We start from the raw sequence: 22,014 nt of genomic DNA on the forward strand, positions 1-22,014 counted from the left end.
AAGGTGCCGGCAGGCGGATGAGGGGCGGCGCGGCATGTCAAACAATAAACAGCCAACACCAAAATGGCTCACAATCGTCGGCATCGGCGAGGACGGTGTAGCGGGTCTCGGTGACGAGGCCAAGCGGCTGATCGCCGAGGCCGAATTCGTCTTCGGCGGCACGCGCCACCTTGCGCTCGTCGTGTCGCTCGCCAAAGGCGAAGCCCGTGCCTGGCCGACCCCTTTCGATGCCGAGATGCGCGACGTGCTGGCGCTTTCCGGCAGGCGAGTCTGCGTGCTGGCGTCGGGCGATCCGTTCTTCCATGGCGTCGGCGTCACCCTTGCTCGCAAAATCCCTGCCCAGGAGATGCAGGTGATCCCCGCCGCTTCTGCCCTCTCGTTGGCCGCCGCCCGCCTCGGCTGGGCGCTGCAAGATATCGAGACCATTTCGCTGCACGGCCGCTCGCTCGACCTGATCCGGCCGTTGCTGCATCCGGGCAGCCGCATCCTTGCGCTGACCTCGGACGGCGATGCGCCAGCGGCGATTGCGCGCCTGCTGACCGAGCTCGGCTTCGGTGCCTCGCAGCTGACGTCACTTGAGGCGCTGGGCGGCCCGAACGAAAGGTTGCGCTTGGCTCGCGCGGACGCCTTCGACATCGAAAAGATCAATCCGCTCAATGTGCTGGCGGTCGAAGTTGACTCAACTTTGGAAGCACGCATCCTGCCGCTGACATCGGGCCTTGCCGATCATTTGTTCGAGCATGACGGCCAGATCACCAAGCGCGAAGTGCGCGCCATCACCCTGTCGGCCCTCGCCCCCAGGCGCGGCGAGTTGCTGTGGGACATCGGCGCCGGCTCCGGCTCGATCGGCATCGAATGGATGCTCGCCCATCCGTCGATGCGCGCCATTGCCATCGAGGCCGATCCAAGCCGCGCCGCCCGCATCCACCGCAATGCTTCACACTGCGGCGTGCCCGGCCTTGTCGTCGTCGAAGGTTCGGCACCAAAGGCGCTTGCCAAGCTAGGCACGCCCGATGCGATCTTCATCGGCGGCGGCGGCAGCGATACCGGCGTGCTGGAAACGGCCCTCGAGGCCCTGCGTGCTGGCGGCCGGCTGGTCGCCAATGCGGTGACGCTGGAGATGGAGGCCCTGCTTCTCGCCCGTCACGCGTCGCTCGGCGGCGATCTCACCCGCATCGCACTATCCCGCGCTTCGCCGGTTGGCTCGATGCAGGCCTGGCGGCCGGCCATGCCGGTTACCCAATGGAGCTGGGTCAAGCCATGATGGTCGCGGGCATCGGCAGCCGCAAGGGCGTCAGCGCAAGGGATGTGCTTGCCGCCATAGAAACCGCTCTGGAAGCACATGGGCTGGCGATGACGGCGCTTTCGGCGCTCGCCACCGCTTCTCAGAAGCAGGACGAGCAGGCAATCTTCTCTGCGGGCCGCGAACTCGCTCTTCCAGTGATCGTTGTCGAGGACGCTGCGCTCGAGGCCGCGTCGCCGCGCGCAATCAGCCGGTCCGACCTGTCGCAGGCGCGTGCCGGCACGCCGTCGGTTTCCGAAGCCTCGGCGCTTGCTGCCGCGGGCAAAGGCGCAAAACTGCTCGGGCCGCGCACCGTGCTTGGCCCGGTCACCTGCGCCATCGCCATCAGCGGAGACGCCGCATGACCGTCCACTTCATCGGCGCCGGACCGGGCGCGGCCGACCTCATCACCTTGCGCGGCAGCCGGCTGCTGGCAAGCTGCCCGGTCTGCCTCTATGCCGGCTCGATCGTCGCCCCGGAACTGTTGCAGCACTGCGCCCCGGGCACGAAGCTGATCGACACCGCGCCGATGTCGCTCGACGAGATCGAAGCGGAATATGTGGCGGCCCACCAGGCCGGCCACGATGTCTCCCGCCTGCATTCCGGCGACCTGTCGGTGTGGAGCGCCGTCGCCGAGCAGATCCGCCGGCTGGAGAAGCACGGCATCGCCTATACGCTGACGCCGGGCGTGCCCTCCTTCGCGGCTGCCGCGGCAGCGCTCCGCCGCGAACTGACCATTCCCGAAGTCGCGCAAAGCCTGGTGCTGACCCGCATCTCCGGCCGCGCGTCCAAAATGCCGCCCGGCGAGACGCTGGCAGGCTTCGGCCGCACCGGCGCGACGCTGGCCATCCACCTTGCCATCCACGCCATCGACCGCATCGTCGCCGAGCTGACGCCGTTCTATGGCGCCGATTGCCCGGTAGCGGTCGTCTTCCGTGCCTCCTGCCCGGACGAGCGCGTGCTGACCGGCACGCTGGCGACGATCGAGGCGCAACTGGCCGCCGATCCGATGGAGCGCACGGCAATCATCTTTGTCGGCCGCTCGCTGGCAGCGGAAAACTTTGGCGAGAGTTCACTTTACGACGCCCACTACCAGCGGCGTTTTCGCGGACGGGACGGATTGTGAACGACGGCACCGGAAACAACAGAGGAAACACCACGATCGAACAGGCTTTGGCCCGGCTCAACTTCAAGCCGCGCCAGCTTGAGCCCGGCCATGTCTGGCTGGCCGGCGCCGGCCCTGGCGATCCCGGCTGCCTGACGCTGGAAGTGCTGGCCGCACTTGGGCACTGCGATGCCCTCGTCTACGACGCACTGGTCTCTCCCGATATCGTGGCAGTGGCGTCGGGCGCCGAGCTTTTTTACGCCGGCAAGCGTGGCGGCCAACCGTCGATGAAGCAGGACGACATCACCGCTTTGCTGGTGCGGCTGGCGCGAGAAGGCCGCCGCGTCGTCAGGCTGAAAGGCGGCGACCCCTATATTTTCGGCCGCGGCGGCGAAGAGGCGCTGGCGCTGGCGCGCCAAAACATCCCGTTCCGCGTGCTGTCCGGCCTGACCTCGGGCCTCAGCGCGCTTGCCGGAGCCTGCATCCCGGCCACCATGCGCGGCATCAACAAGGCGGTGATCCTGGCCACCGGCCACGCCGCCGGCACCGACGACGACCTCGACTGGAAAGCAATCGCCCGCACCGGCCAGCCGGTCGTCGTCTATATGGGCATGGCCAATCTGCCGTTGATATCAGCCTCGCTACTTGGCGGCGGCCTGCCGCCTTCGACGCCTGCTGCAGTGATCGTCGCCGCGACGACGCCGCAGGAGCGCATCGTCGTCGCCACCCTCGCCACCATTGCCGAGGAGGCGGCCGCCGCCGGGTTGACCGCGCCGGCGCTGATCGTCGTCGGCGGCATCGTCGCGATGCGCGCGGCATTGGCGGGCGAGCCATGACCCGCGCGATCATCATCGGCGCGCCGCGCTCAGGCTCGGGCAAGACCAGCGTCACCATCGGTATCTTGCGCGCGCTTTCCCGGCGCGGCCTCAAGGTGCGCGGCGCCAAATCCGGCCCCGATTATATCGACCCAGGTTTCCACACCGCCGCGACAGGCCTTTCCGGCGTCAATCTCGACAGCTGGGCGATGCCGCCTGCTTTGCTCAACGCGCTGGCCGGCGACGCAACTGAAGATGCCGATTTCATCTTCCTGGAAAGCGCCATGGGCCTGTTCGACGGGATTCCGGCTGCTCCGGGCCGCACCGGCTCGGCGGCCGATCTCGCACGGCTCTACGGCCTGCCGGTGCTGCTGGTGCTCGACGTTTCCGGACAGTCGACCACGGCGGCAGCCGTCGCCAAGGGGTTTGCCAGCTATGACCCCGATGTGCGCATGGCCGGCGTCGTGCTCAACCGGCTGGGCAGCGAGCGCCACCGCCGTCTCTGCAGCGACGCGATCGAGGCGATCGGCCTGCCGGTGGTCGGCGCGATCCTGCGCGATCCCTCGCTCAACCTGCCGGAGCGGCATCTCGGCCTCGTCCAGGCCGGCGAATACGAGAATCTGATGGCGCATCTCGACCGGCTGGCCGACATGGTCGAACGCTCGCTCGATCTCGACGCCATCATGGCGCTGGCGGCGCCCTTCGCACCCGCTACCGGCAGTTACGGCGACGCGCTGCCACCGCCCGGCCAGCGCATCGCACTGGCAGAGGATGCCGCCTTCACCTTCCTCTATCCGCATGTCGCCGCGCATTGGCGCAAGGCAGGGGCTGAAATCATCCGCTTCTCGCCGCTTGCCGACGAAGCGCCCGGCGAAAATTGCGATGTCTGCTGGCTGCCCGGGGGCTATCCCGAGCTTCACGCCGGCCGCCTTGCGGCGGCTGCGAATTTCAGGGCCGGCATCGAGGCGTTTGCGGCAACACGGCCGGTGCATGGCGAGTGCGGCGGCTTCATGGTGCTCGGCAAAGCGCTGGAGGACGCATCGGGCGAGACGCACGCCATGCTCGGCCTGCTCGGTCACTCGACCAGCTTTGCCAAGCGAAAGATGAACCTCGGCTACCGCGAGGCGCGGCTGCGCGCCGATTGTCCGCTGGGAGACCGAGGCGCGCTGATCCGCGGCCACGAATTCCACTATGCGCAGATGATTGCCACCTGCAGTGACGAACCCTTGGCCGACCTCGCTGACGGCCAAGGCAATCCGCTCGGCGCCTCCGGTTACCGGCGCGGCCATGTCAGCGGCACGTTCTTCCATGCCATTGCGAGAGGCTAGAGCATGATCCCGAAAAGTGGGCCCGGTTTTCGGAATAGATCATGCTCAAACTCCAGAACATGACACTCTCCACTCGGCAAATCCTCGATGACATCGCGCTCTGCGTCGTCTTCTTCACCCGGCTGCCGCTGCCGGTCGTCGATTTTCGGGACCGCAGCCTTGCTGCCGCGATCTGGGCAGCGCCGGTTGCCGGCCTCGCCGTCGCTCTGATCGGCGCCCTGGTCTACGCGGTCGGGACCTGGCTCGGTCTTGCCGCCGGCCCGGCAGCAGCCCTTGCCCTTGCCGCGACCTTGCTCGCCACCGGCTGCATGCATGAAGACGGGCTTTCGGATGTCGCCGACGGCTTTGGCGGCGGCAGGACACGCGAGAAAAAACTGGAGATCATGCGCGACAGCCGTATCGGCGCCTACGGCGCCTGCTCGCTCGCCCTGTCGCTGCTGATCCGCTGGAGCGTGCTTTCGGAATTCGCCGGCCCGGCCCAGATGTTCTGGGCTCTGATTGCCGCGCATGCCGCCTCGCGCGGCTTGTTCGGCGCTTTCATGCATCTTTTGCCGGCGGCGCGCAGCGACGGCCTCTCGGTCGATGCAGGCACCATGTCGGCCGAAACCGCCATTGCCGGCGCCGCGCTCGGCACCGTCGCGCTGCTGGCGCTAGGGTTCGGTGGCGCGGTCGCCGCGCTTATCCTGCTCGGCCTGTTGTTTGCCGCCTTCCGCGAGCTGTGCCGCAGCCAGATCGGCGGCCAGACCGGCGATACGGTCGGCGCGCTGCAGCAGTCTGGCGAGATCGCAATCCTGCTCGTCGCTTCCGTTTTCCTTTCCTGATTCTGTTTCGGAGATTTTTCCCCCATGCCTTTCAAATCGCTTGATGAATTGCGCGCGGCATGCCTCGATCTGCCTGCCGGCAGCGACGCCGCGGCAAATGCTGTCGCCCGCCGCCAGGACACGCTGACCAAGCCGCAAGGCAGCCTCGGCCGGTTGGAAACCATAGCGGCTTGGCTTGCCCGCTGGCAGGGCCGCGACATGCCGCAGCTCGATCGCGTAAAAGTCCTGGTTTTTGCCGGCAACCACGGTGTCACCGCACAGGGGGTGTCTGCCTTCCCGTCGGAAGTCACCGTGCAGATGGTGGCGAATTTCGCAGGCGGCGGCGCCGCCATCAACCAGCTTGCCCGCATCGCCGGTGCGGAGCTCGACGTCATTCCGCTCGACCTCGATTATCCGACCGGCGATTTCACGCAAGTGCCGGCAATGGACGGCGAAGCCTTCCTCGCCGCCGTCTCGGCCGGCTACGGCGCGGTGACCAAAGACCTCGACCTCGTCTGTTTCGGCGAAATGGGTATCGGCAACACCACGCCGGCGGCAGCCATCTCGGCCGCCCTTTTTGGCGGCGGCGCGGAAAAATGGGCCGGGCGCGGCACCGGCGTCGACGATGCCGGCCTGGTGCGCAAGATCACTGCCATCGAAGCCGGCCTCAAGCGCCACGCCGAGGCCCTTCCCGACCCGCTGGGGATCGCGGCAGCCCTCGGCGGGCGCGAACTCGCCGCCATCCTTGGCGCGACGCTGGCGGCGCGCCATTCAGGCGTGCCGGTGCTGCTCGACGGCTTCGTCTGCACCGCCGCCGCCGCACCCTTGGCAAGGTTGCACCACGCCGGCCTCGCCCACACGCTTGCCGCCCATGTCTCGGCCGAATCCGGCCATCGCCGGCTGCTCGAAGCGCTCGGCCTGCCGCCGCTGCTCGACCTCGGCATGCGGCTCGGCGAAGGCTCCGGCGCCTGCCTCGCCGTCAACATCGTCCGCTCGGCGCTCGAATGCCATGCCCGCATGGCAAGCTTTGCCGAGGCCGGTGTTTCGGAGAAGTAATCTCGTCAACTTGGAATCCAGTCTTGCGCTGGGGAACCTGGCCGGCCCGAGCACGTTGTGGCCGGTCAGCCCGGGTTACGCATGCAACAGCTTTTCCAGGAATTCGGTCATCCGACCTACGTCCCGTTTCCCGTTATTGCGGCGAGGCTTCTGCTGGCATCGATCTTCGGTGCGGCGATCGGCTTCGAACGCGAATGGCGAAATCGGCCTGCCGGGCTTCGCACCCATATCCTGGTCTGCGTGGCGGCGGCTACCTTCGGTATTCTGACGATTGAAATTATTCACGCGCCGATGTTTCAGCAGGATTCCGTAAGGGTCGATCCGATTCGCGTTGTCGAAGCGGTCACCGCCGGCGTCGCGTTCCTTGCTGCCGGAACGATTTTGTTTTCGAAGGGCGAGGTTCACGGGCTGACGACCGGGGCTGGCATGTGGCTCTCCGGGGCAATCGGCGTGGCCTGCGGGCTCGGTCTGTGGCAAGTGGCGGCACTCGGCACGCTTTTGGTGCTGGTCGCGGCAGGCCTTCTCTATAGTTTTGCCCACAAGTCCGGTATTGGCGAGAACGCCGGACCAGAAAAGCCCATGTCGGAAGAAGACGTGTCCAAGCCGCCCAAAGGCTGAGGCTGCAACTGGAACCGAACGCGAATTGGAAACCAACCGTCAGATTTGGAACCGCTATGTTCGCGACACTCTTTCAGGCAGCGAGAAAGCGAGTAATATCAACGGATTAAATGGTGGGTGCGACAGGGATCGAACCTGTGACCCGCTGATTAAGAGTCAGCTGCTCTACCAACTGAGCTACGCACCCACTCGCCGGTAAAACCAGCGTCGGCGGGCATATAGCCGCCGCCATCCGCCATGTCCAGCCCTGCCGGATTCATTTCCCGACAAATCGCTGAAGTGCCGCACATCGTCAGACGAACAGCTTGCCTTCCGCCACCTTGACGGCATGGCCGCCGATGCGGGCGGCGGCCAGTTTGCCGCCTTCGACATTCAGTTCGAGGCGGATGCGCGAAGGCCGCCCCATCTCCAGCCCTTGTTCGATCCAACGCTGGGAAACACCCTCTCTCGGACCGTCGAAATGCATGATCGCGCCGGCGAAGGCGGCGGCCGCCGAACCGGTCGCCGGATCTTCATAGGATGGATTGCCCGGCACGATCATGCGGACATGGAAGGCGCTGTCGTGGTTCACCGTCTCGCGGCAATAGACATACGGGCTGGCGAGGGCCCAATCGCTCTTGCGGGGCGCCAGTTCCGACCACGCCTGGTTGTCCAGCCTTATCCGGGCCGCCGCCTCCAGATCGGCGACCGGAATGGTCACGTAGGGCACGCCGGCCGACCAGAACGAGACGCGGTGGTTTTCGAAGCCGACTTCGTGCGGCCCCAGGCCAAGTGCCGCCCCGATCGCTTCCGGGTCGGCGGACAATTCCAGCCGCTCCGGCAGCTTGGCCAGGTCGAACTCGGCAAAGATGGCGCCATCGTGCTTGCTGACGGCGCAGCGCACCGGGCCGATGTTTTCCTCCAGCACGAAGATGCCGGCAGTGTCGCCATCGCCAGCCATTTCGGCAAGCGCAATCGCAGCGCCCACCGTCGGATGGCCGGCGAACGGCATCTCATGGTCGGGCGTGAAGATGCGGATGCGGGCGCGGTACTTGGGATTGTCGGGCGGCAGCACGAAAACGGTTTCCGACAGGTTGAACTCGCCCGCGATAGCCTGCATCGCGGCAGTGTCCAGTCCCTTGCTGTCAAGCACGACGGCCAGCGGATTGCCGCCCAGCCGCTCGGTGGTGAACACGTCGTAAAGTAAGTAATTCCGGGTCAGCATTGTAGAAAGCCTTCTGCCTCAATCCCAACAGGGGCCCAAACATGGGCGAAATTTAATTTGATATTTGAACCATTCGGCCTGATCAGTGCACCGGTTGGGACATCACTGGTATTATAGGGGTCCGGCGTGGACCAGATTGTCAATCTGCCAAAGACGGAATCCACTTCCGACATAAAGACGGCACTCGGGCTCGACCGCCTGGGTCTGAAGAAGAAACGGCGTCGCGGCTGGCTTTATGGCCTGCTTGTGCTGGTCGTCGTCGCCGCAAGCCTGGCGGGGTACCAATGGTATGCCGCGTCTCCCGCCAAGATCGACTATACCACTGTGCCGGCCGCTGTCGCCGACCTCACGGTCGAAGTGTCGGCGACCGGCACGCTGCAGCCGCTCACCCAGGTCGACATTTCGAGCGAACTGTCCGGCGTCGTCCGCTCGGTCGCGGTCAACGAGAACCAGCAGGTGAAGAAGGGCGATGTGCTGGCGGCGCTCGATACGGCCAAGCTGGAGGTGCAGATCGAGCGCGCCGAGGCTTCCGCCAAGGCGGCGGCTGCCAATGTCGAGACCGCCACCGTAACCCTCACCGAAAACGAAAGGGCGGTTGCGCGCGCGGCGGCGCTCACCAAGCGCGGCATGGCGACTGACCAGTCGCTTGAAGCGGCGACAGCGACGCGCGACCGCTCAAAGGCAGCGCTCGACAGCGCCAAAGCCAATCTGGCCATCGCCAATGCCGATCTCAAGGCGCAGCAGACGGACTTCGCCAAAAGCACCATCTATGCGCCCATCGACGGCATCGTTCTGACGCGCTCGGTCGATCCCGGCCAGACGGTTGCCTCCTCGCTGCAAGCGCCGGTGCTGTTCGTCATCGCCGCCGACCTGAGGAACATGGAGTTGAAGGCAGCGGTCGACGAGGCCGACATCGGCGCGGTCAAGCCCGGCCAGCATGCCCGCTTCACCGTCGACGCCTTTCCCGAGCGGCCGTTCGATGCCGAGATCCGCGACATCTCCTATGCCTCGGTCACCACCGACGGCGTCGTCACCTACGACGCGCGGTTCGAGGTCGACAACAACGAGCTTCTGTTGCGGCCCGGGATGACTGCCACCGTTACGGTCGTCACCAGAGAGGCCAAGGGCGTTCTCATCGTACCGTCGACGGCTTTCCGCTACCGGCCGGCGGCATCTGCTGCCCGAGCGTGGAGCCTGAGCGACCTGTTCACCGGCCGTATGGGCCGTCCACGCGGCAACCGCCAGCGCCAGGCGACGGCGCAGCCCACCGACGGCTCGCGCACGCTCTACGTGCTGGAGAATGGCCGGCCTCGGCCGGTCAACGTCAAGGTCGGCTCCACCGATGGCGAGCTGACCGAGATCATCTCCGGTCTCGCAGAAGGTGCGCAAGTCATCACCGCAGCGCAGCAGCGGAGCTGAAATCATGTCAGGCTCGCTGCTCATCACCTTCGACAAGGTCTGGAAAAGCTATGGCCAGGGCGAGGCCACGGTCCATGCGCTGGCTGGCGTCGATCTTGCCATCCGCAGCGGCGAATTCGTCGCCATCATGGGTCCGTCCGGCTCGGGCAAGTCGACGGCGATGAACATCATCGGCTGCCTCGACACGCCGACGGCCGGAACCTACAGCTTCATGGGCATCGATGCTGGCCGCCTCGACCGCAACCGCCGCGCCATGCTGCGCAATCTCTATGTCGGCTTCGTCTTCCAGGGCTACAATCTCCTGCCGCGCACCACCGCGGTGGAGAATGTCGAACTGCCGCTGATCTATCGCGGCGTCGCCGCCCGCGAGCGTCACGACCTCGCGATGAAGGCGCTGGCCGAGGTCGGCCTTGTCGGCCGCGAGCACCACACGCCGGCCGAGCTCTCCGGCGGCCAGCAGCAGCGCGTGGCGATCGCGCGCTCCATCGTCACCAGGCCGACCCTGCTCGTCGCCGACGAACCGACCGGCAATCTCGACACCGCACGCACGCACGAGATCATGGAGTTGCTGACGCGGCTGAACACCGAGCTTGGCCTGACCATCGCCATGGTCACCCACGAGGCCGATGTCGCTGCTTATGCCGAGCGCACAATTCGCTTCCTCGACGGCCACGTCGCCTCCGATGCCATGAACCTTGAGGTGGTGTAACCATGATCTGGGAAACCGTCCGCCTCTCGCTGCTTTCAGTGCGCCGCAACGTGCTGCGCTCGTTTCTGACGCTGCTCGGCATCGTCATCGGCGTTGCGGCCGTCATCGCCATGCTCACCATCGGCTCGGGCACCACTGAAAAGGTAAAGGCCGACATTTCCAAGCTCGGCAGCAATTTGCTCGTTGTCCGCCCCGGCCGCCCGGCCGGGCCCGGCGGACCGGGAGGGCTCGACCAGGCCACACGTCCGCTCGGCAGCAAGGAACTTGCCGCGCTTGTCGCACATTTGAGCGGCGCCCACGCCATCTCGCCCGCCTCGCAAAAGCAGGTCCGCGTCATCTCCGGCACCGAAAGCCTGACGTCGGGTGTCACCGGCACCGACAGCGCCTATCTCGATGCGCGCGACTGGAAGTTGATCTCGGGCCGACCGTTCAGCGATTCGGAAATCCGCTCGGGCACCGGCGTCTGCCTGATCGGCGAAACCGTGCGCCAGCAGTTCTTCGGCGCCGGCGACCCCGAAGGCGAGATCATTCGCGTCAACCGCACCTCGTGCAAGATCATCGGCCTGCTCGAGCCGAAGGGCTATACCGGCTTCGGCCAGGACCAGGACAATGTCGTGCTGATGCCGCTCGCCGCCTACCAGCGCCGCATCGCCGGCAACCGCGACATCGACTCGATCTACGTCGCCGCCGACGACAGGACGCCGACCACCGAGCTGCTGCCGCGCGTCGAGGACATTTTGCGCGATGCACGCCGCATCCCACCGGACCGCGAAGACGACTTCTCGATACGCGACATGACCCAGATCGCCGACGCCATGGCGAGCGCCACCACGACGATGACCGGCATGCTGGGCGCGGTCGCCGGCGTCAGCCTGTTGGTCGGCGGCATCGGCATCATGAACATCATGCTGGTGTCGGTCACCGAGCGCACCCGCGAGATCGGCATAAGGCTGGCCATCGGCGCGCATGAAAAGCACATCCTCATCCAGTTCCTGGTCGAGGCCACCGTGCTGTCGCTGCTCGGCGGCATCATCGGCATCCTGATCGGCCTGGCGCTGGCCGGCCTCGCCTCGCTGACGCTGGCGATCCCGTTTGCGCCAAGCCAGGCGGTGATCTTGCTCGCCGTCGGCTTCTCGGCGCTGATCGGCATGGTGTTCGGCTTCTTCCCGGCGCTGCGCGGCGCACGGCTCGATCCGATCGACGCGCTGAGGCATGAATAGCACGACGCAGCGTGCGCCGCCTTCAGATGTCCCCAAAATTTTGACGCGGCCGTCGCCCTGCCCCTGTCGCGGAATAGCCGCGGTGCTAGCAATCGCCTTGGGGATATGGGGGATAGTGGGATGAGCAAGAAAGAGCGAGTGGCTTTGGTGACGGTGATCATCGAGGCCGCATTGGCGGGCTTTTGGTGGTATTTGGCCAGCTATGGCATGGCCAACCCCGATCATGTCACCGCCGATTTCCAGCAGGTTGTCGGTCAGACGATGGGAACGACGATGGGTGCGCTGCTGGGTATCGGCGTCATGCTGTTTTTCGTCGCCGCCCGCAACGACCGTAAAACCATCGAAAACAAAATGCGTCATTAGAGCGACGTGCGTCCACTTGGACGCACAAAGTACGCTCTAACACTTTGAATCTGCGCATCGTGCTTTCCGAAAATCGATTCCGATTTTCGGCCCGATGCGTTAGTCCTTGTCGGCAAAATGCCACTCGATCAGTGGCTTCATGTGCGGCATCAGCCCGTCCGGCAGGTCATCGGCACTGCGGATGATGACAGGCCCGTCGATCTCCGGCTCTGCCTCGGTGGCGACAAAGGCGCTGATGCGCTGCGCGATCTCGTCGGCGGATGCCGCTTCGCGATAGCGGCGAAAGATCACCGTGCCGGTTGCCGTCGACAGGGCATAGTAGCGCCTGCCGCGCGCCGCGCCGGCAAGGTCGAGGCCGGTTTCTTCCCGCACCTCGCGGATCATGTTGAAGTCGACATCGACAAGGCCGTCGCGGAAATCGGTTGGCTCGAACGAGCCGGCGGCGAAGTAGACGCGACCGGCATTGACGGTGTGCGACGCCATGCGGATCGCCACCAGCGCATTGTCGCCGGCGACCAGCATGGCATGGGCATAGGCGTGCTCGGCCCCCGCCACCTGGCGATTGCCGCGCCAAAGCATGAAGGTCGAGTAGCGCACCGCATGGCAGCGACCCACGAGGCTGTTGTCGCGATAGCCGAGCGCCGAAAGCAGCACCACGGTGCCGTCGAACAACGCCGGGTTGGCTGCGGTCTCGCGCCGCCAATTCTCGGCGATCGCTTGCGCATTATCGCGTTCGAACGGATGCGGGCCGGGGTCGAGCCTGACATCGACGGCGTCGACCGGAAGGATGATGTTGCGCGGCAGGTCGAAGCTCAACGAAAACGATCCTCAGGTCATTTCAAGGGTGATCGCCACAGGACAGTGGTCCGACGCCTTCGGCCGGTCCCAGCCGCAACGCGGAAACCGGTCCACCTCCTGGCCTGCCGGAAAAATCGTGCGCCAGGGCTGGCCGTTGCGGATGATGTCGGGAACGGCGGTCGCGTTCCTGGCTGCCAGTGCCTTCGACAACAGGATGTAGTCGAGCTGGCACAGATGCCGCTCTTGCGGCCCGCGCGTATGGTACAAGGTCCAACGGTCCATTTCCGGGCGCCGCTCGACCGCATTCTCGCAAAAGCCGCCGGCGGTGAGCACGTTGAGGCAGGACTGGCTCTCATCGATCACCTCGAAGCGGTAACCGTCAAAGGCGTCGCCGGAGATCTTCACGCGCTGCCGATAGTCGTTCATGTCGCCGCAGATCGCCCAGTATTTGTCGGCGGCGTGATCCCCACCGAAACGCTCCTCGATGATCCGGCGCACCGCTTGCGCCTCGGCGATGCGCAGCGGCATCGTCGCCTGGCGGCCGTCGAGGCCGTTGCGGGGCGTGCCCATCGACTTGAAATGCACCAGATAGAGCGTCAGCGGCACGCCACCGACGGTCAGGTCGATTTCCAGGCAGTCGCGCCTGAAGATGCGCTGGTTGGCCTGATGCCCGAACGCTGCCAGCTCCGGCGTGTGCAGGCCGAACTGCTCGAACGTGACATAGGCGTGGCTTGTCATGCGCACGAATTCGATCGGCTGGCCCTGCGCGGTCTCGTTGCGCATCATCACGGCGACGTCGATGCCGCGCGAATCATTGCCGGCGGTGGTGTATTTCTGGCGGTAGCCATGCCCGACCATCCTGAACAGATAACCGTGTTCGAAAGCCTTCAGCGCCTCGATATTATCGACCTCCTGCATGCAGATGATGTCGGCGCGGGTGGCGGCGATGGCCAATGCCGTCAGCTGCCGCGTATCGTCGGATTGCGCGATCGCCCGCGCCTGCTCCAGCATCTTGTATTCGGCCTCGCTCTGGATGTCGAAGAGCGCCAGCGTGCGATCCTCGTTGAGCTGGTTGCGGTATCCGGAAAAATCGAACCTGTTCATCAGGTTTTCGACATTGAAGGTGGCGAGGCGCAGCGACATGGCGGTGACCTTTGCCCACAAGCGCGGCCGAAAACAAGGCTGGGCGATGCCCATTCATGGTTGATGGAACGTTTCCGTTCATCTTCCGTTCAGACGCAAAGGTCCATGATTAAGGATTAGTCTGAGTGGGGCCTGAATCTTCGGAGAGTGAAATGAAACCGCTCTTTTTGACTACCATTCGATCGGGCATGTTGACCTTGGGTCTTGTTTCCGGCCTCTCGGCGCCTTCCATGGCCGGGCCCATTCAGCCTGACGTCCCGCTCCCAACTGCTGCCGCGGCACGCGAAATCGTGCCGGTGCGCGAGAGCTGGGCTGGCGGCAATAATAACGTCTGGATGCGTGGCCGTAATTTCTCCCGGAACTGGAACCGTGGCAATTGGAACCGTGGCAACTGGAACGGTGGGCGGCACTGGCGCCGCAACTGGAACGGTGGGCGGCACTGGCGCCATAATCGTGGCCGGTACTACGGTGGCGGCCATTACGGCCGGTACTACGGTGGCGGCTATTACGGCCGTTACTACGACGACGACGACAACGGCGCCGCCGCGCTTCTCGGTTTGGGCCTTGGGTTCGGCCTTGGCAGCCTGTACCAGGGCTACTACAACCAGGGCTACTACAACCATGGCTACTACAACCAGGGTTACTACAACCGGGGCTACTACAACAACGGTTCGAGCGCCCATGTCCGCTGGTGCTACAATCGATACCGGTCGTATCGCACCTGGGACAACACGTTCCAACCCTATAACGGCCCGCGCCGGCAATGCTGGTCGCCCTATAGGTGATCGACTGATGCATTCCAGACGGCGCCGCCCCTCGCGGCGCCGTTTCCGTCTGGCGCAGCCTTCTTCTGAACTGTTCTTTGTCCGGCCAGGGCACCGCGAAATCGTTTTGCCGCCGACGATAACACTATGTTTATCAGGCAGGCCTAGTTATCTTGCCGATCGCACCACATGAAATGCGACGATCGCCGGGGATTGGCGCGCGATGGCTGAAGACGAAAACAGGGACAAACACAGGCAGCGCGTCTTCAAGGGCGCGACGATCCTGACCGGCATGACCAATTCCGAGGTCACGTGCACGGTCCGCAACATGCATGACGGCGGCGCCGAACTGAAGGTCTCGATCGACGCTCGCGTGCCCGACGAGTTCCTGCTCTATGTGCCGACCGACGGCATCGCCTACAAGGCAGTGGTCCGCTGGCGCCGCGAGGACCGCATCGGCGTGATGTTCACCGGCACCGAGCCAAAGCCCCACTGGCACTACGGCTAGATCCCCTGAACCGCGCCCTCCAACCAGCCAACCACACCGCCTTCATGTAAAAAGCCGGCGGAGCGCTCCGCCGGCTTTCCTGTGCTAAATTGCGGATTCGATCAGTTCTTGGCCTTGTCGACCAATTTGTTCTTCGAAATCTCCGCGCGCCCGCAGGGCGAAGCCCGAGGACGCGCAAGGAAACCAACGGGGATTTCGGTCAGTTCTTGGCCTTGTCGACCAGCTTGTTCTTCGAAATCCACGGCATCATCGCGCGCAGCTTGGCGCCGACTTCCTCGATCTGATGGCTGTCGTTGTTGCGGCGGATGCCCTTGAAGCGCGACATGCCGGCGCGATACTCCTGCATCCATTCCGAGGTAAACTTGCCGGTCTGGATATCCTTCAGCACGCGCTTCATTTCGGCCTTGGTCTCGGCGGTGATGATGCGCGGGCCCGAAACATATTCGCCCCATTCGGCGGTGTTCGAGATCGAGTAGTTCATGTTGGCGATGCCGCCTTCATAGATCAGGTCGACGATCAGCTTGACCTCGTGCAGGCACTCGAAATAGGCCATTTCCGGTGCGTAGCCGGCTTCCACCAGCGTCTCGAAGCCAGCGCGGATAAGCTCGACCAGACCACCGCACAGCACCACCTGCTCGCCAAACAGGTCGGTCTCGCATTCCTCGCGGAAATTGGTCTCGATAATGCCCGAACGGCCGCCGCCGACGCCGCAGGCATAGGACAGAGCGAGATCAAGTGCATTGCCCGAAGCGTCCTGGTTGACCGCGACCAGGCACGGCACGCCGCCGCCCTTCTGGTATTCGCCGCGCACCGTGTGGCCGGGCCCCTTCGGCGCGATCATAACGACGTCGACCGAGGCCTTCGGCTCGATCAGGCCAAAGTGCACGTTGAGGCCGTGGGCAAAGGCGATCGCCGCGCCATCGCGGATGTTCGGCGCGATCTCGGACTTGTAGATGTCGGCCTGCAGCTCGTCCGGCGTCGCCATCATCATCAGGTCGGCCCATTTGGCGGCGTCCGCCACGCTCATCACCTTGAGCCCGTCGGCCTCGACTTTTTGGGCGGTCGCCGAGCCGGCCTTGAGGCCGATGGCGATTTCCCCAACGCCGGAATCCTTGAGATTGAGCGCATGCGCCCGGCCCTGGCTGCCATAGCCGATGATGGCGACCTTCTTGCCCTTGATCAGGTTGAGATCGGCGTCGCGATCGTAGTAGACACGCATTTTTCTTCCTTCCCGTTTTTGAATTCAGAGCATGATGCCGAAAAGTGTGAAGCGGTTTTCGGACGACATCATGCTCTATCTCTTTGATTTAGAGCCGGATTCAGATTTCAGGTCGACTTGACCTGAAATCATCCGGCTCTAGAGGCCTTGCGGCCCGGTTTTTGCTCCGTGAAGAGCGAGAAACTGCTGCGTCGCCCGGACGGCATCGCCGCCAATCGCCGCATCAGTCAATTTCAGCCGGTCGCCGAGCAGCAGGCGGATCTGCACGTCGCGGGCGACCAGCCCGAAAAAGGTGCGGAATGCCACTTCGGCATCCGAGAACTCGAGAAGCCCGGCCTGCCGACCGGCCTCCAGCACCGGCTTCAGGCGCCGGGCCAGCGCGAAACGCCCGTTCTCCAGCACGATGGCGCCGAGATCGTCATTGCCCGAGCCGGCACGGCCAATGGCGACGCGGTTCAGCGCGATCGATGTGTCGCTCGAAATCACCTTGAGCCAGTCCGAAGCGAAGCGTGCGAGGCTCACCGTCAGCGAAGCAAGAGTAAGCCCCTTGCCGTCGACCGGCACCACCCGCACCTTGGAGGCCTGCCATTGAACAATTGCCGTCAACAGCCCGTCGCGATCGCCGAACCATTTGTAGAGCGTTTCCTTGGAACAGCTTGCCCGCCGCGCAACGGCGGTCATGGTCAACTGATCGCCCTCCTCGACCAGCAGGCGAAGTGCGGCGTCGAGCACGGCTTTCTGCCGCTCGGTCAGCGCTTCGCTGGTGTCGACGTCGACGCTTGCCTGCAGCAATCTCTTTTCCTGCTCGATAACGGTACGGCAATGGGCGTACCGTACGTTACGGTTCGGCGTGTCTATGACGTATTGCCAGACCCGGGGCAAGCCCTATCTCCGCTTTTTGACCGGCTTGTCGCGGGGAGAAAGATGCTCGTCGGCCTGCTTGCATTGACGGTTGCCGCCGCTTTCGCGGGCGCCGCCATCTATATCAGCGTTGCCGAGCAGCCGGCGCGGCTTCGCCTCGACGACCGTGCACTGCTGCAGGAATGGCAACCTTCCTACAAGCGCGGCGCCGCCATGCAGGCGTCGATCGCCGTCGTCGCCTGTGTTCTTGGTGTCGTTGCCTGGTGGCAGACCGGCAGTCTCGCCTATCTCACTGGGGCGGTGCTGATCATCCTGCCATGGCCATGGACGCTGATCGCAATGATGCCGACAAACCGGTTGCTGGAGGCGATGGACGCGGCCGCCGTCAATCTGCAAGCGAGGGCGCTGATCGCCAAATGGGGCAATCTGCATCTGGTTCGCGTCATGCTTGGCGTGCTGGCGGCACTGGCATTCCTCTGGGGCAGTGCCTGACGGCTGCAAGCGACCTTCAGCGCCAGCGGGACCACATCACTCCGGCATCGCCGGATGACGCAGCCGCCCGAGCAAAGCCGACAAGGTTTCCAGGTCATCATTGGAGAGCCTGGCGCCGACCAGCTCGGCGATAGATCGTCCGTAGACGGCCCACATGCGGCGGCGCGCCTCGCGGCCCTTCCGCGTAATGCGGACAGTCTGTCCGCGACCGTCATCGGCAACCCTGAGCTTCTCGACCAGCCCGTCCGCTTCGAGGCGCGCCAGCAGCCGCGAGACGTTGTACTGCGCAAACAGCGTGCGCTCGATCAGCTGGAACGGCCGCAAGCCGCCCTCGCCGGCTTCGGCAAGCTCATGCAGCACGTCGTACCAGGCAAGCGGCGGCAAGCCGGCGTCCTTCAGCGCGTCTTCGGCTCTTTCCAGCAGCTGGCGCGAAACGCGCATCAGGCGCGCCCAGGCTTTGATGGCCGCCGGCGAAGGATTCTCCGTCATGATGCAGCATAGGCGATAGATGCAATTGCATCAAGCTTGCCAATGAATGCAAATGCATCTATATAGATGCAACTGCATTTATATCGGATGGCCCTGTCATGAAGCATGAAACCTGCGAGATCGCCGACATTCCGGAGACGGGCGGCCTGATGACCGACAAGCTCGTTCTCGTCAGCCACCACCTTTGCCCCTATGTGCAGCGCGCGGCGATCTCGCTCTGCGAAAAGGACGTGCCGTTCGAGCGGATCACCGTCGATCTCGCCAAAAAACCGGCCTGGTTCAAGGCGATATCGCCGCTCGGCAAGGTGCCGCTGCTGCGCGTGCCGCAGAATAGCGAGGCAACCGTGATTTTCGAGTCGGCGGTCATCCTCGAATTTCTTGAGGAAACGCAGGCCAACCCACTCCACCCTGCCGACCCGCTGGCCCGCGCCCGGCATCGCGCCTGGATCGAGTTCGGCTCGGCCATCCTCAACGCCATCGGTCGGTTCTATTCCGCACCGACCGAGGCCGCCTTCCTTGCCGAAAGCGAAGCTCTGTCGGCAATGTTCGATCGTCTCGAAGCGGAACTGGCGGCTGGCCGGGCTGGGCCATGGTTTGCCGGCGAGCGCTTTTCACTGGTCGATGCTGTCTTTGGGCCAGTCTTCCGCTATTTCGACGCCTTCGATCGGATCGGCGCGTTTGGCATCCTGAGCGGAAAGCCGCGTGTCGAGGCCTGGCGAAATCGATTGCACGAACGCAAGTCGGTGAAGGACGCTGTCACCCCGGACTATCCACAGCGCCTTCATGCATTCCTGCAAGCGAAGGGTTCGCACGTTTCGAAACTCATCCGCAGCGAGGCGGCCACCGCGCTTCCTTGATACCGATCCGCCTGAACGGATCGACCACGGTTCCGGCCACCATCGAGGCAAGGATGTTTGGCGCCGGCGGGATTTTTGCCACCGACGCCACCAGCCTGTCGCGGACGAACGGCATCACGGTCGAATCCGACTGGTAGAACGGCGTCAGCATCAGCGACAGCGCCTGAAACACCCGGACATGCCATCGCCGCGCCTGGACATAGACCTCCAGCGCAGTATCGACACGATCCGTTCCTATGAGCGCATAGTTGAGCGCCGCCGCGTCGAGCAGCGCCATGTTCGCCCCTTGCCCGAGCTGGTCGAATGCGCCGCGTCGCCGATGATCGCCCATCGCCGTCCGGCCGGCACCTTGAGCGTGTGATGGCCGTAACGCGCCAGCGAAAGCTGATCGAAACTGTCGATCTGGCGCGTGAACGCCTCGCATTCGGGCCACAGCCGAACCAGCCTCGCCTTCCAGGTGTCGAGGCCTGTCGCCCTGACCTGCTCTGCATCCGCCGGCTTCAGGCTCCAGAAGAATGCCGCCATCTTCTCGACGCCCGGTTCCGGCCTGCCGATCGGCAGCACGCCGATCATCACGCTCGCTCTGTCGTAGCGCTGCAGCAGCGCGTGCTCGTCGAAACCGTCGCCGCGCCAGCCGAGCGACGCCCAGAACGCGCCATAGGCGAGCGGCCGCGGCTCCCCCGAATTCCCTACGCGCTGCCGCAATTTGGAGCGCGAACCGCTGGCATCGACGACCAGATCGAACGGCCCTATCCTTCGCCCGTTGCCGCAGATCAGCGTTGCCCGTTCGCCGGTTTCCAGCGTCTCGAGCTCGACGCCGGTTTCGATGGCGATCGCCTGGCGCCGGACGGCGCGGAAAAGCACGCCGAACAAGGCCGCCCGGTGCACCGCCAGCCCGAAACGACTGCGGCGCTGCGCATCATAGCGGACGTCGAGCACGGTGCGGCCGGTTTTCGCATCGGCGCCATGCAGCCGGTCGATGCGGCTGCCCAGCGCCAGGATCTCGTCGAGCACACCAAGATCGGCAAGCACCGTCAGCCCGGTCGGCTGCAGGATCAGCCCGGACCCGACCGGCTTTGGCTCGTCGAAGCGCTCGAAGATGGTGACCCGATGCTCGGCACGCTTCAGATAGAGCGCCGCGGCCAGCCCGGCCGGGCCGGCGCCGGCAATCGCGATGTCCAGAGAATTGCCCATTGCCGCCGAATCGTCTCGCCCAGGCCGGACAATCCTTCAGCGCTATCGGCAAATCAAGCCGTCGCTCCTGGTATCGATAGTTAGGTCTCGGCGGCGTCGAAAGCGTTCCGCGCAGCGCGCACCGCGCCATGATTGAGCTCGGCCCATTGGAGCAGCTGATGCAGGGGCCCGAACATCGAGCGTCCGAGATCGGTCAGACTGTATTCGACGCTCGGCGGCTTGGTCGGGAAGACCTCGCGATGGACATAACCGTCGCGCTGCAAATCGTGCAGCGTCTGGGTCAGCATGCGCTGGGAAATGTCGGGCACCAGCCGCCGCAATTCGCCGAACCGGTACGGCTTTTCGGCCAGCGCCATCATCAGCAGCGAACTCCATTTGTTGCTGATGCCCTGGATCACATCGCGCACCGGACAGTCGGCAATGTTGCCCCCGCCGCTGCACGCTTTGTAAATCTCGAGCTTCGACTTCAGACTGACGACCTTGCTGTCCATCGCTGGTTCCCTGCGCCTGCCTACCTCCCGCAAAACTGCCTTCTTTACGAGGGTCGGTCAATTCCTATTTTAGTGCTGGTCTCTTTTTGAGACTTATATAACCACCCGCCGCTCCGGCGCAACGACAGGACTTCCCATGACCGATACCCTTCTCGTCACCGGCGCCTCCGGCCAGCTTGGCCGCGGCGTCGTCGATCATCTGCTGGACACGCTCAAGGTTCCGCCCGCACGGATCATCGCCGCCACCCGCAATCCGGAAAACCTCGCAGCGCTGGCAGCGCGCGGCGTCATCATCAGGCAAGCCGATTTCGATGACAAGGCATCGCTTGTCGAAGCATTCAAGGGCGCCGACAGGATCCTGATCGTCTCGACCGGCGAGCTCGACCTTGGGGGCAAGCGCCTCAAGCAGCACGAAAATGCCGTCGCAGCCGCGCGGCAGGCCGGCGTTTCGCATCTGCTCTACACCTCGATGCCCAATCCTGAGCCGGGATCGCCGGTGCTATTTGCGGGCGATCATTACGGGACCGAGCAGGCGATCAAGGCGAGCGGCATCGCCTACACGATTTTCCGCAACGGCTGGTATCAGGAGAACCTGTTCATGTCGCTGCCGCACGCCATTGCCTCGGGGCACTGGTATACATCCGCAGCTGACGGCCGCATCGCCCATGGCGCCCGCGACGACATGGCCGCGGCGATCGCTGCCGGCCTTGCCTCGGGCGCCACCGAAAGCACGACATATACGCTGACCGGTCCGCAGGCCCATACCGTCGCCGAGATCGCAGCCCTGGTGACCAACGTCACCGGCAAACCCATCGAGGTCGTCCAGCTTTCGGACGAGGCGTTGACCGAGGGCCTGAAGGCTGCCGGCGTTCCCGAGGGCTTTGCCCAAATCGTCACGTCCTTCGACACCAACACGCGCTCCGGCCGCATCGGCATGGTGACCGACGCGATCGAGACACTGTCAGGCAGGAAGCCGCAATCGCTGAAGCAGTTTCTTGAAGCGAACAAGGCAGCTCTGGCCGGCTGAGCCAGAATAGAGTGCCGGACTTCCGAAGCCGGCGGGACAGCGCCCCCCTCTGTCCTGCCGGACATCTCCCCCACACGGGGGGAGATTGGCCGTCACGAGGTTTTCGCCAATCTTCAGCGTCGCAGGAAGGCTGTAAGGCCGAAGCTGCCGATCTCCCCCCTTGTGGGGGAGATGTCCGGCAGGACAGAGGGGGGCGCGAAGGATCGCGACGAAGCGGCTCTAAATCGCCACCTGCGTTCCGATCTCGACCAC

General features: G+C 64.5%; 24 protein-coding genes, 1 tRNA gene and 1 pseudogene. 17 read left to right on the top strand and 9 right to left on the bottom strand.

Annotated elements, in window-relative coordinates; all coding sequences use genetic code 11:
* Nucleotides 1–34 precede the first annotated feature (34 nt).
* The 8 genes from cbiE (at nt 35) to AC0L2K_RS09070 (ending at nt 7,004) form a co-directional block, all read left to right on the top strand.
* Entirely contained in the window at nt 35–1,264 is a 1,230-nt protein-coding gene (gene cbiE, locus AC0L2K_RS09035; RefSeq protein WP_473531160.1) for a precorrin-6y C5,15-methyltransferase (decarboxylating) subunit CbiE, read from the top strand.
* Nucleotides 1,261–1,647, top strand: a complete 387-nt coding sequence (locus AC0L2K_RS09040) for a cobalamin biosynthesis protein (RefSeq protein ID WP_287177231.1) — start codon at nt 1,261–1,263, stop codon at nt 1,645–1,647. The genes cbiE and AC0L2K_RS09040 overlap by 4 nt, the downstream gene beginning before the upstream one ends.
* On the top strand, nt 1,644–2,408 hold the full coding sequence (gene cobM / locus AC0L2K_RS09045; protein ID WP_473531161.1) for a precorrin-4 C(11)-methyltransferase: 765 nt from the start codon (nt 1,644–1,646) through the stop codon (nt 2,406–2,408). Before AC0L2K_RS09040 ends, cobM begins: the two co-directional genes overlap by 4 nt.
* Nucleotides 2,405–3,223 carry a uroporphyrinogen-III C-methyltransferase gene (gene cobA, locus AC0L2K_RS09050; RefSeq protein ID WP_473531162.1) on the top strand — a complete coding sequence of 273 codons (819 nt, stop codon included), beginning with the start codon at nt 2,405–2,407 and terminating at the stop codon, nt 3,221–3,223. The genes cobM and cobA overlap by 4 nt, the downstream gene beginning before the upstream one ends.
* Complete coding sequence (locus AC0L2K_RS09055) at nt 3,220–4,530, top strand: cobyrinate a,c-diamide synthase (RefSeq protein WP_473531163.1); 1,311 nt, start codon at nt 3,220–3,222, stop codon at nt 4,528–4,530. The genes cobA and AC0L2K_RS09055 overlap by 4 nt, the downstream gene beginning before the upstream one ends.
* A gap of 41 nt (nt 4,531–4,571) precedes the next feature.
* A complete protein-coding gene (gene cobS, locus AC0L2K_RS09060) occupies nt 4,572–5,351 on the top strand; it encodes an adenosylcobinamide-GDP ribazoletransferase (RefSeq protein ID WP_128167023.1) in 780 nt (259 codons plus the stop codon).
* A gap of 24 nt (nt 5,352–5,375) precedes the next feature.
* The gene (gene cobT / locus AC0L2K_RS09065) at nt 5,376–6,386 is read left to right on the top strand and encodes a nicotinate-nucleotide--dimethylbenzimidazole phosphoribosyltransferase (RefSeq protein ID WP_473531164.1); all 1,011 of its coding nucleotides are present in this window, start codon (nt 5,376–5,378) and stop codon (nt 6,384–6,386) included.
* An 81-nt stretch (nt 6,387–6,467) separates the two neighbouring features.
* On the top strand, nt 6,468–7,004 hold the full coding sequence (locus tag AC0L2K_RS09070; protein ID WP_128173903.1) for an MgtC/SapB family protein: 537 nt from the start codon (nt 6,468–6,470) through the stop codon (nt 7,002–7,004).
* A 111-nt stretch (nt 7,005–7,115) separates the two neighbouring features.
* On the opposite strand, the gene AC0L2K_RS09075 is transcribed toward AC0L2K_RS09070, so the two are convergent.
* A tRNA-Lys gene (locus AC0L2K_RS09075) sits at nt 7,116–7,191 on the bottom strand.
* A gap of 105 nt (nt 7,192–7,296) precedes the next feature.
* Nucleotides 7,297–8,208, bottom strand: coding sequence for a PhzF family phenazine biosynthesis protein (locus AC0L2K_RS09080; RefSeq protein WP_473531165.1), 912 nt, complete (start codon nt 8,206–8,208; stop codon nt 7,297–7,299).
* Nucleotides 8,209–8,334: 126 nt separating this feature from the next.
* Between AC0L2K_RS09080 and AC0L2K_RS09085 the strand changes: the two genes are divergently transcribed.
* The 4 genes from AC0L2K_RS09085 (at nt 8,335) to AC0L2K_RS09100 (ending at nt 11,919) form a co-directional block, all read left to right on the top strand.
* Nucleotides 8,335–9,627 (top strand): efflux RND transporter periplasmic adaptor subunit, encoded by a 1,293-nt coding sequence (locus AC0L2K_RS09085; RefSeq protein WP_473531166.1) that lies wholly within the window; start codon nt 8,335–8,337, stop codon nt 9,625–9,627.
* A gap of 4 nt (nt 9,628–9,631) precedes the next feature.
* Nucleotides 9,632–10,336, top strand: a complete 705-nt coding sequence (locus AC0L2K_RS09090) for an ABC transporter ATP-binding protein (protein ID WP_473531167.1) — start codon at nt 9,632–9,634, stop codon at nt 10,334–10,336.
* A gap of 2 nt (nt 10,337–10,338) precedes the next feature.
* Nucleotides 10,339–11,556, top strand: a complete 1,218-nt coding sequence (locus AC0L2K_RS09095; protein ID WP_473531168.1) for an ABC transporter permease — start codon at nt 10,339–10,341, stop codon at nt 11,554–11,556.
* Between the two features lie 120 nt (nt 11,557–11,676).
* Entirely contained in the window at nt 11,677–11,919 is a 243-nt protein-coding gene (locus tag AC0L2K_RS09100) for a hypothetical protein (protein ID WP_091594283.1), read from the top strand.
* A gap of 99 nt (nt 11,920–12,018) precedes the next feature.
* Here the strand turns inward: AC0L2K_RS09100 and AC0L2K_RS09105 are convergent, their stop codons facing one another.
* Together AC0L2K_RS09105 and AC0L2K_RS09110 are read right to left on the bottom strand one after the other, a co-directional pair.
* A complete protein-coding gene (locus AC0L2K_RS09105) occupies nt 12,019–12,735 on the bottom strand; it encodes a hypothetical protein (protein ID WP_473531169.1) in 717 nt (238 codons plus the stop codon).
* Nucleotides 12,736–12,747: 12 nt separating this feature from the next.
* Nucleotides 12,748–13,860, bottom strand: coding sequence for an endonuclease/exonuclease/phosphatase family protein (locus tag AC0L2K_RS09110; protein ID WP_287323899.1), 1,113 nt, complete (start codon nt 13,858–13,860; stop codon nt 12,748–12,750).
* A 152-nt stretch (nt 13,861–14,012) separates the two neighbouring features.
* On the opposite strand from AC0L2K_RS09110, the gene AC0L2K_RS09115 reads away from it, so the two are divergent.
* On the top strand, nt 14,013–14,645 hold the full coding sequence (locus tag AC0L2K_RS09115; RefSeq protein ID WP_473531170.1) for a BA14K family protein: 633 nt from the start codon (nt 14,013–14,015) through the stop codon (nt 14,643–14,645).
* A 202-nt stretch (nt 14,646–14,847) separates the two neighbouring features.
* On the top strand, nt 14,848–15,132 hold the full coding sequence (locus tag AC0L2K_RS09120) for a PilZ domain-containing protein (protein WP_128167039.1): 285 nt from the start codon (nt 14,848–14,850) through the stop codon (nt 15,130–15,132).
* Nucleotides 15,133–15,331: 199 nt separating this feature from the next.
* Here the strand turns inward: AC0L2K_RS09120 and ilvC are convergent, their stop codons facing one another.
* Together ilvC and AC0L2K_RS09130 are read right to left on the bottom strand one after the other, a co-directional pair.
* A complete protein-coding gene (ilvC, locus tag AC0L2K_RS09125) occupies nt 15,332–16,351 on the bottom strand; it encodes a ketol-acid reductoisomerase (RefSeq protein WP_023798824.1) in 1,020 nt (339 codons plus the stop codon).
* A 138-nt stretch (nt 16,352–16,489) separates the two neighbouring features.
* A complete protein-coding gene (locus AC0L2K_RS09130) occupies nt 16,490–17,143 on the bottom strand; it encodes a TetR/AcrR family transcriptional regulator (protein WP_473531171.1) in 654 nt (217 codons plus the stop codon).
* 132 nt (nt 17,144–17,275) lie between these two features.
* Here AC0L2K_RS09130 and AC0L2K_RS09135 point away from each other — a divergent pair, with 132 nt between their 5' ends.
* Nucleotides 17,276–17,704 (top strand): anthrone oxygenase family protein, encoded by a 429-nt coding sequence (locus tag AC0L2K_RS09135; RefSeq protein WP_473531172.1) that lies wholly within the window; start codon nt 17,276–17,278, stop codon nt 17,702–17,704.
* A 36-nt stretch (nt 17,705–17,740) separates the two neighbouring features.
* On the opposite strand, the gene AC0L2K_RS09140 is transcribed toward AC0L2K_RS09135, so the two are convergent.
* A complete protein-coding gene (locus AC0L2K_RS09140) occupies nt 17,741–18,193 on the bottom strand; it encodes a MarR family winged helix-turn-helix transcriptional regulator (RefSeq protein ID WP_473531173.1) in 453 nt (150 codons plus the stop codon).
* Between the two features lie 98 nt (nt 18,194–18,291).
* Here AC0L2K_RS09140 and AC0L2K_RS09145 point away from each other — a divergent pair, with 98 nt between their 5' ends.
* Nucleotides 18,292–19,050, top strand: coding sequence for a glutathione S-transferase family protein (locus AC0L2K_RS09145; RefSeq protein WP_473531174.1), 759 nt, complete (start codon nt 18,292–18,294; stop codon nt 19,048–19,050).
* Here the strand turns inward: AC0L2K_RS09145 and AC0L2K_RS09150 are convergent.
* A pseudogene (locus AC0L2K_RS09150) lies at nt 19,016–20,244 on the bottom strand (FAD-dependent oxidoreductase). The gene AC0L2K_RS09145 and the pseudogene AC0L2K_RS09150 sit on opposite strands and share 35 nt — an antisense overlap.
* 80 nt (nt 20,245–20,324) lie before the next feature.
* Entirely contained in the window at nt 20,325–20,735 is a 411-nt protein-coding gene (locus tag AC0L2K_RS09155; protein WP_287071492.1) for a winged helix-turn-helix transcriptional regulator, read from the bottom strand.
* A 136-nt stretch (nt 20,736–20,871) separates the two neighbouring features.
* Between AC0L2K_RS09155 and AC0L2K_RS09160 the strand changes: the two genes are divergently transcribed.
* Nucleotides 20,872–21,762, top strand: coding sequence for an SDR family oxidoreductase (locus tag AC0L2K_RS09160; RefSeq protein ID WP_473531175.1), 891 nt, complete (start codon nt 20,872–20,874; stop codon nt 21,760–21,762).
* The last annotated feature ends 252 nt before the right edge of the window (nt 21,763–22,014 follow it).

It is taken from the genome of Mesorhizobium sp. WSM4817 (genome assembly GCF_055811135.1).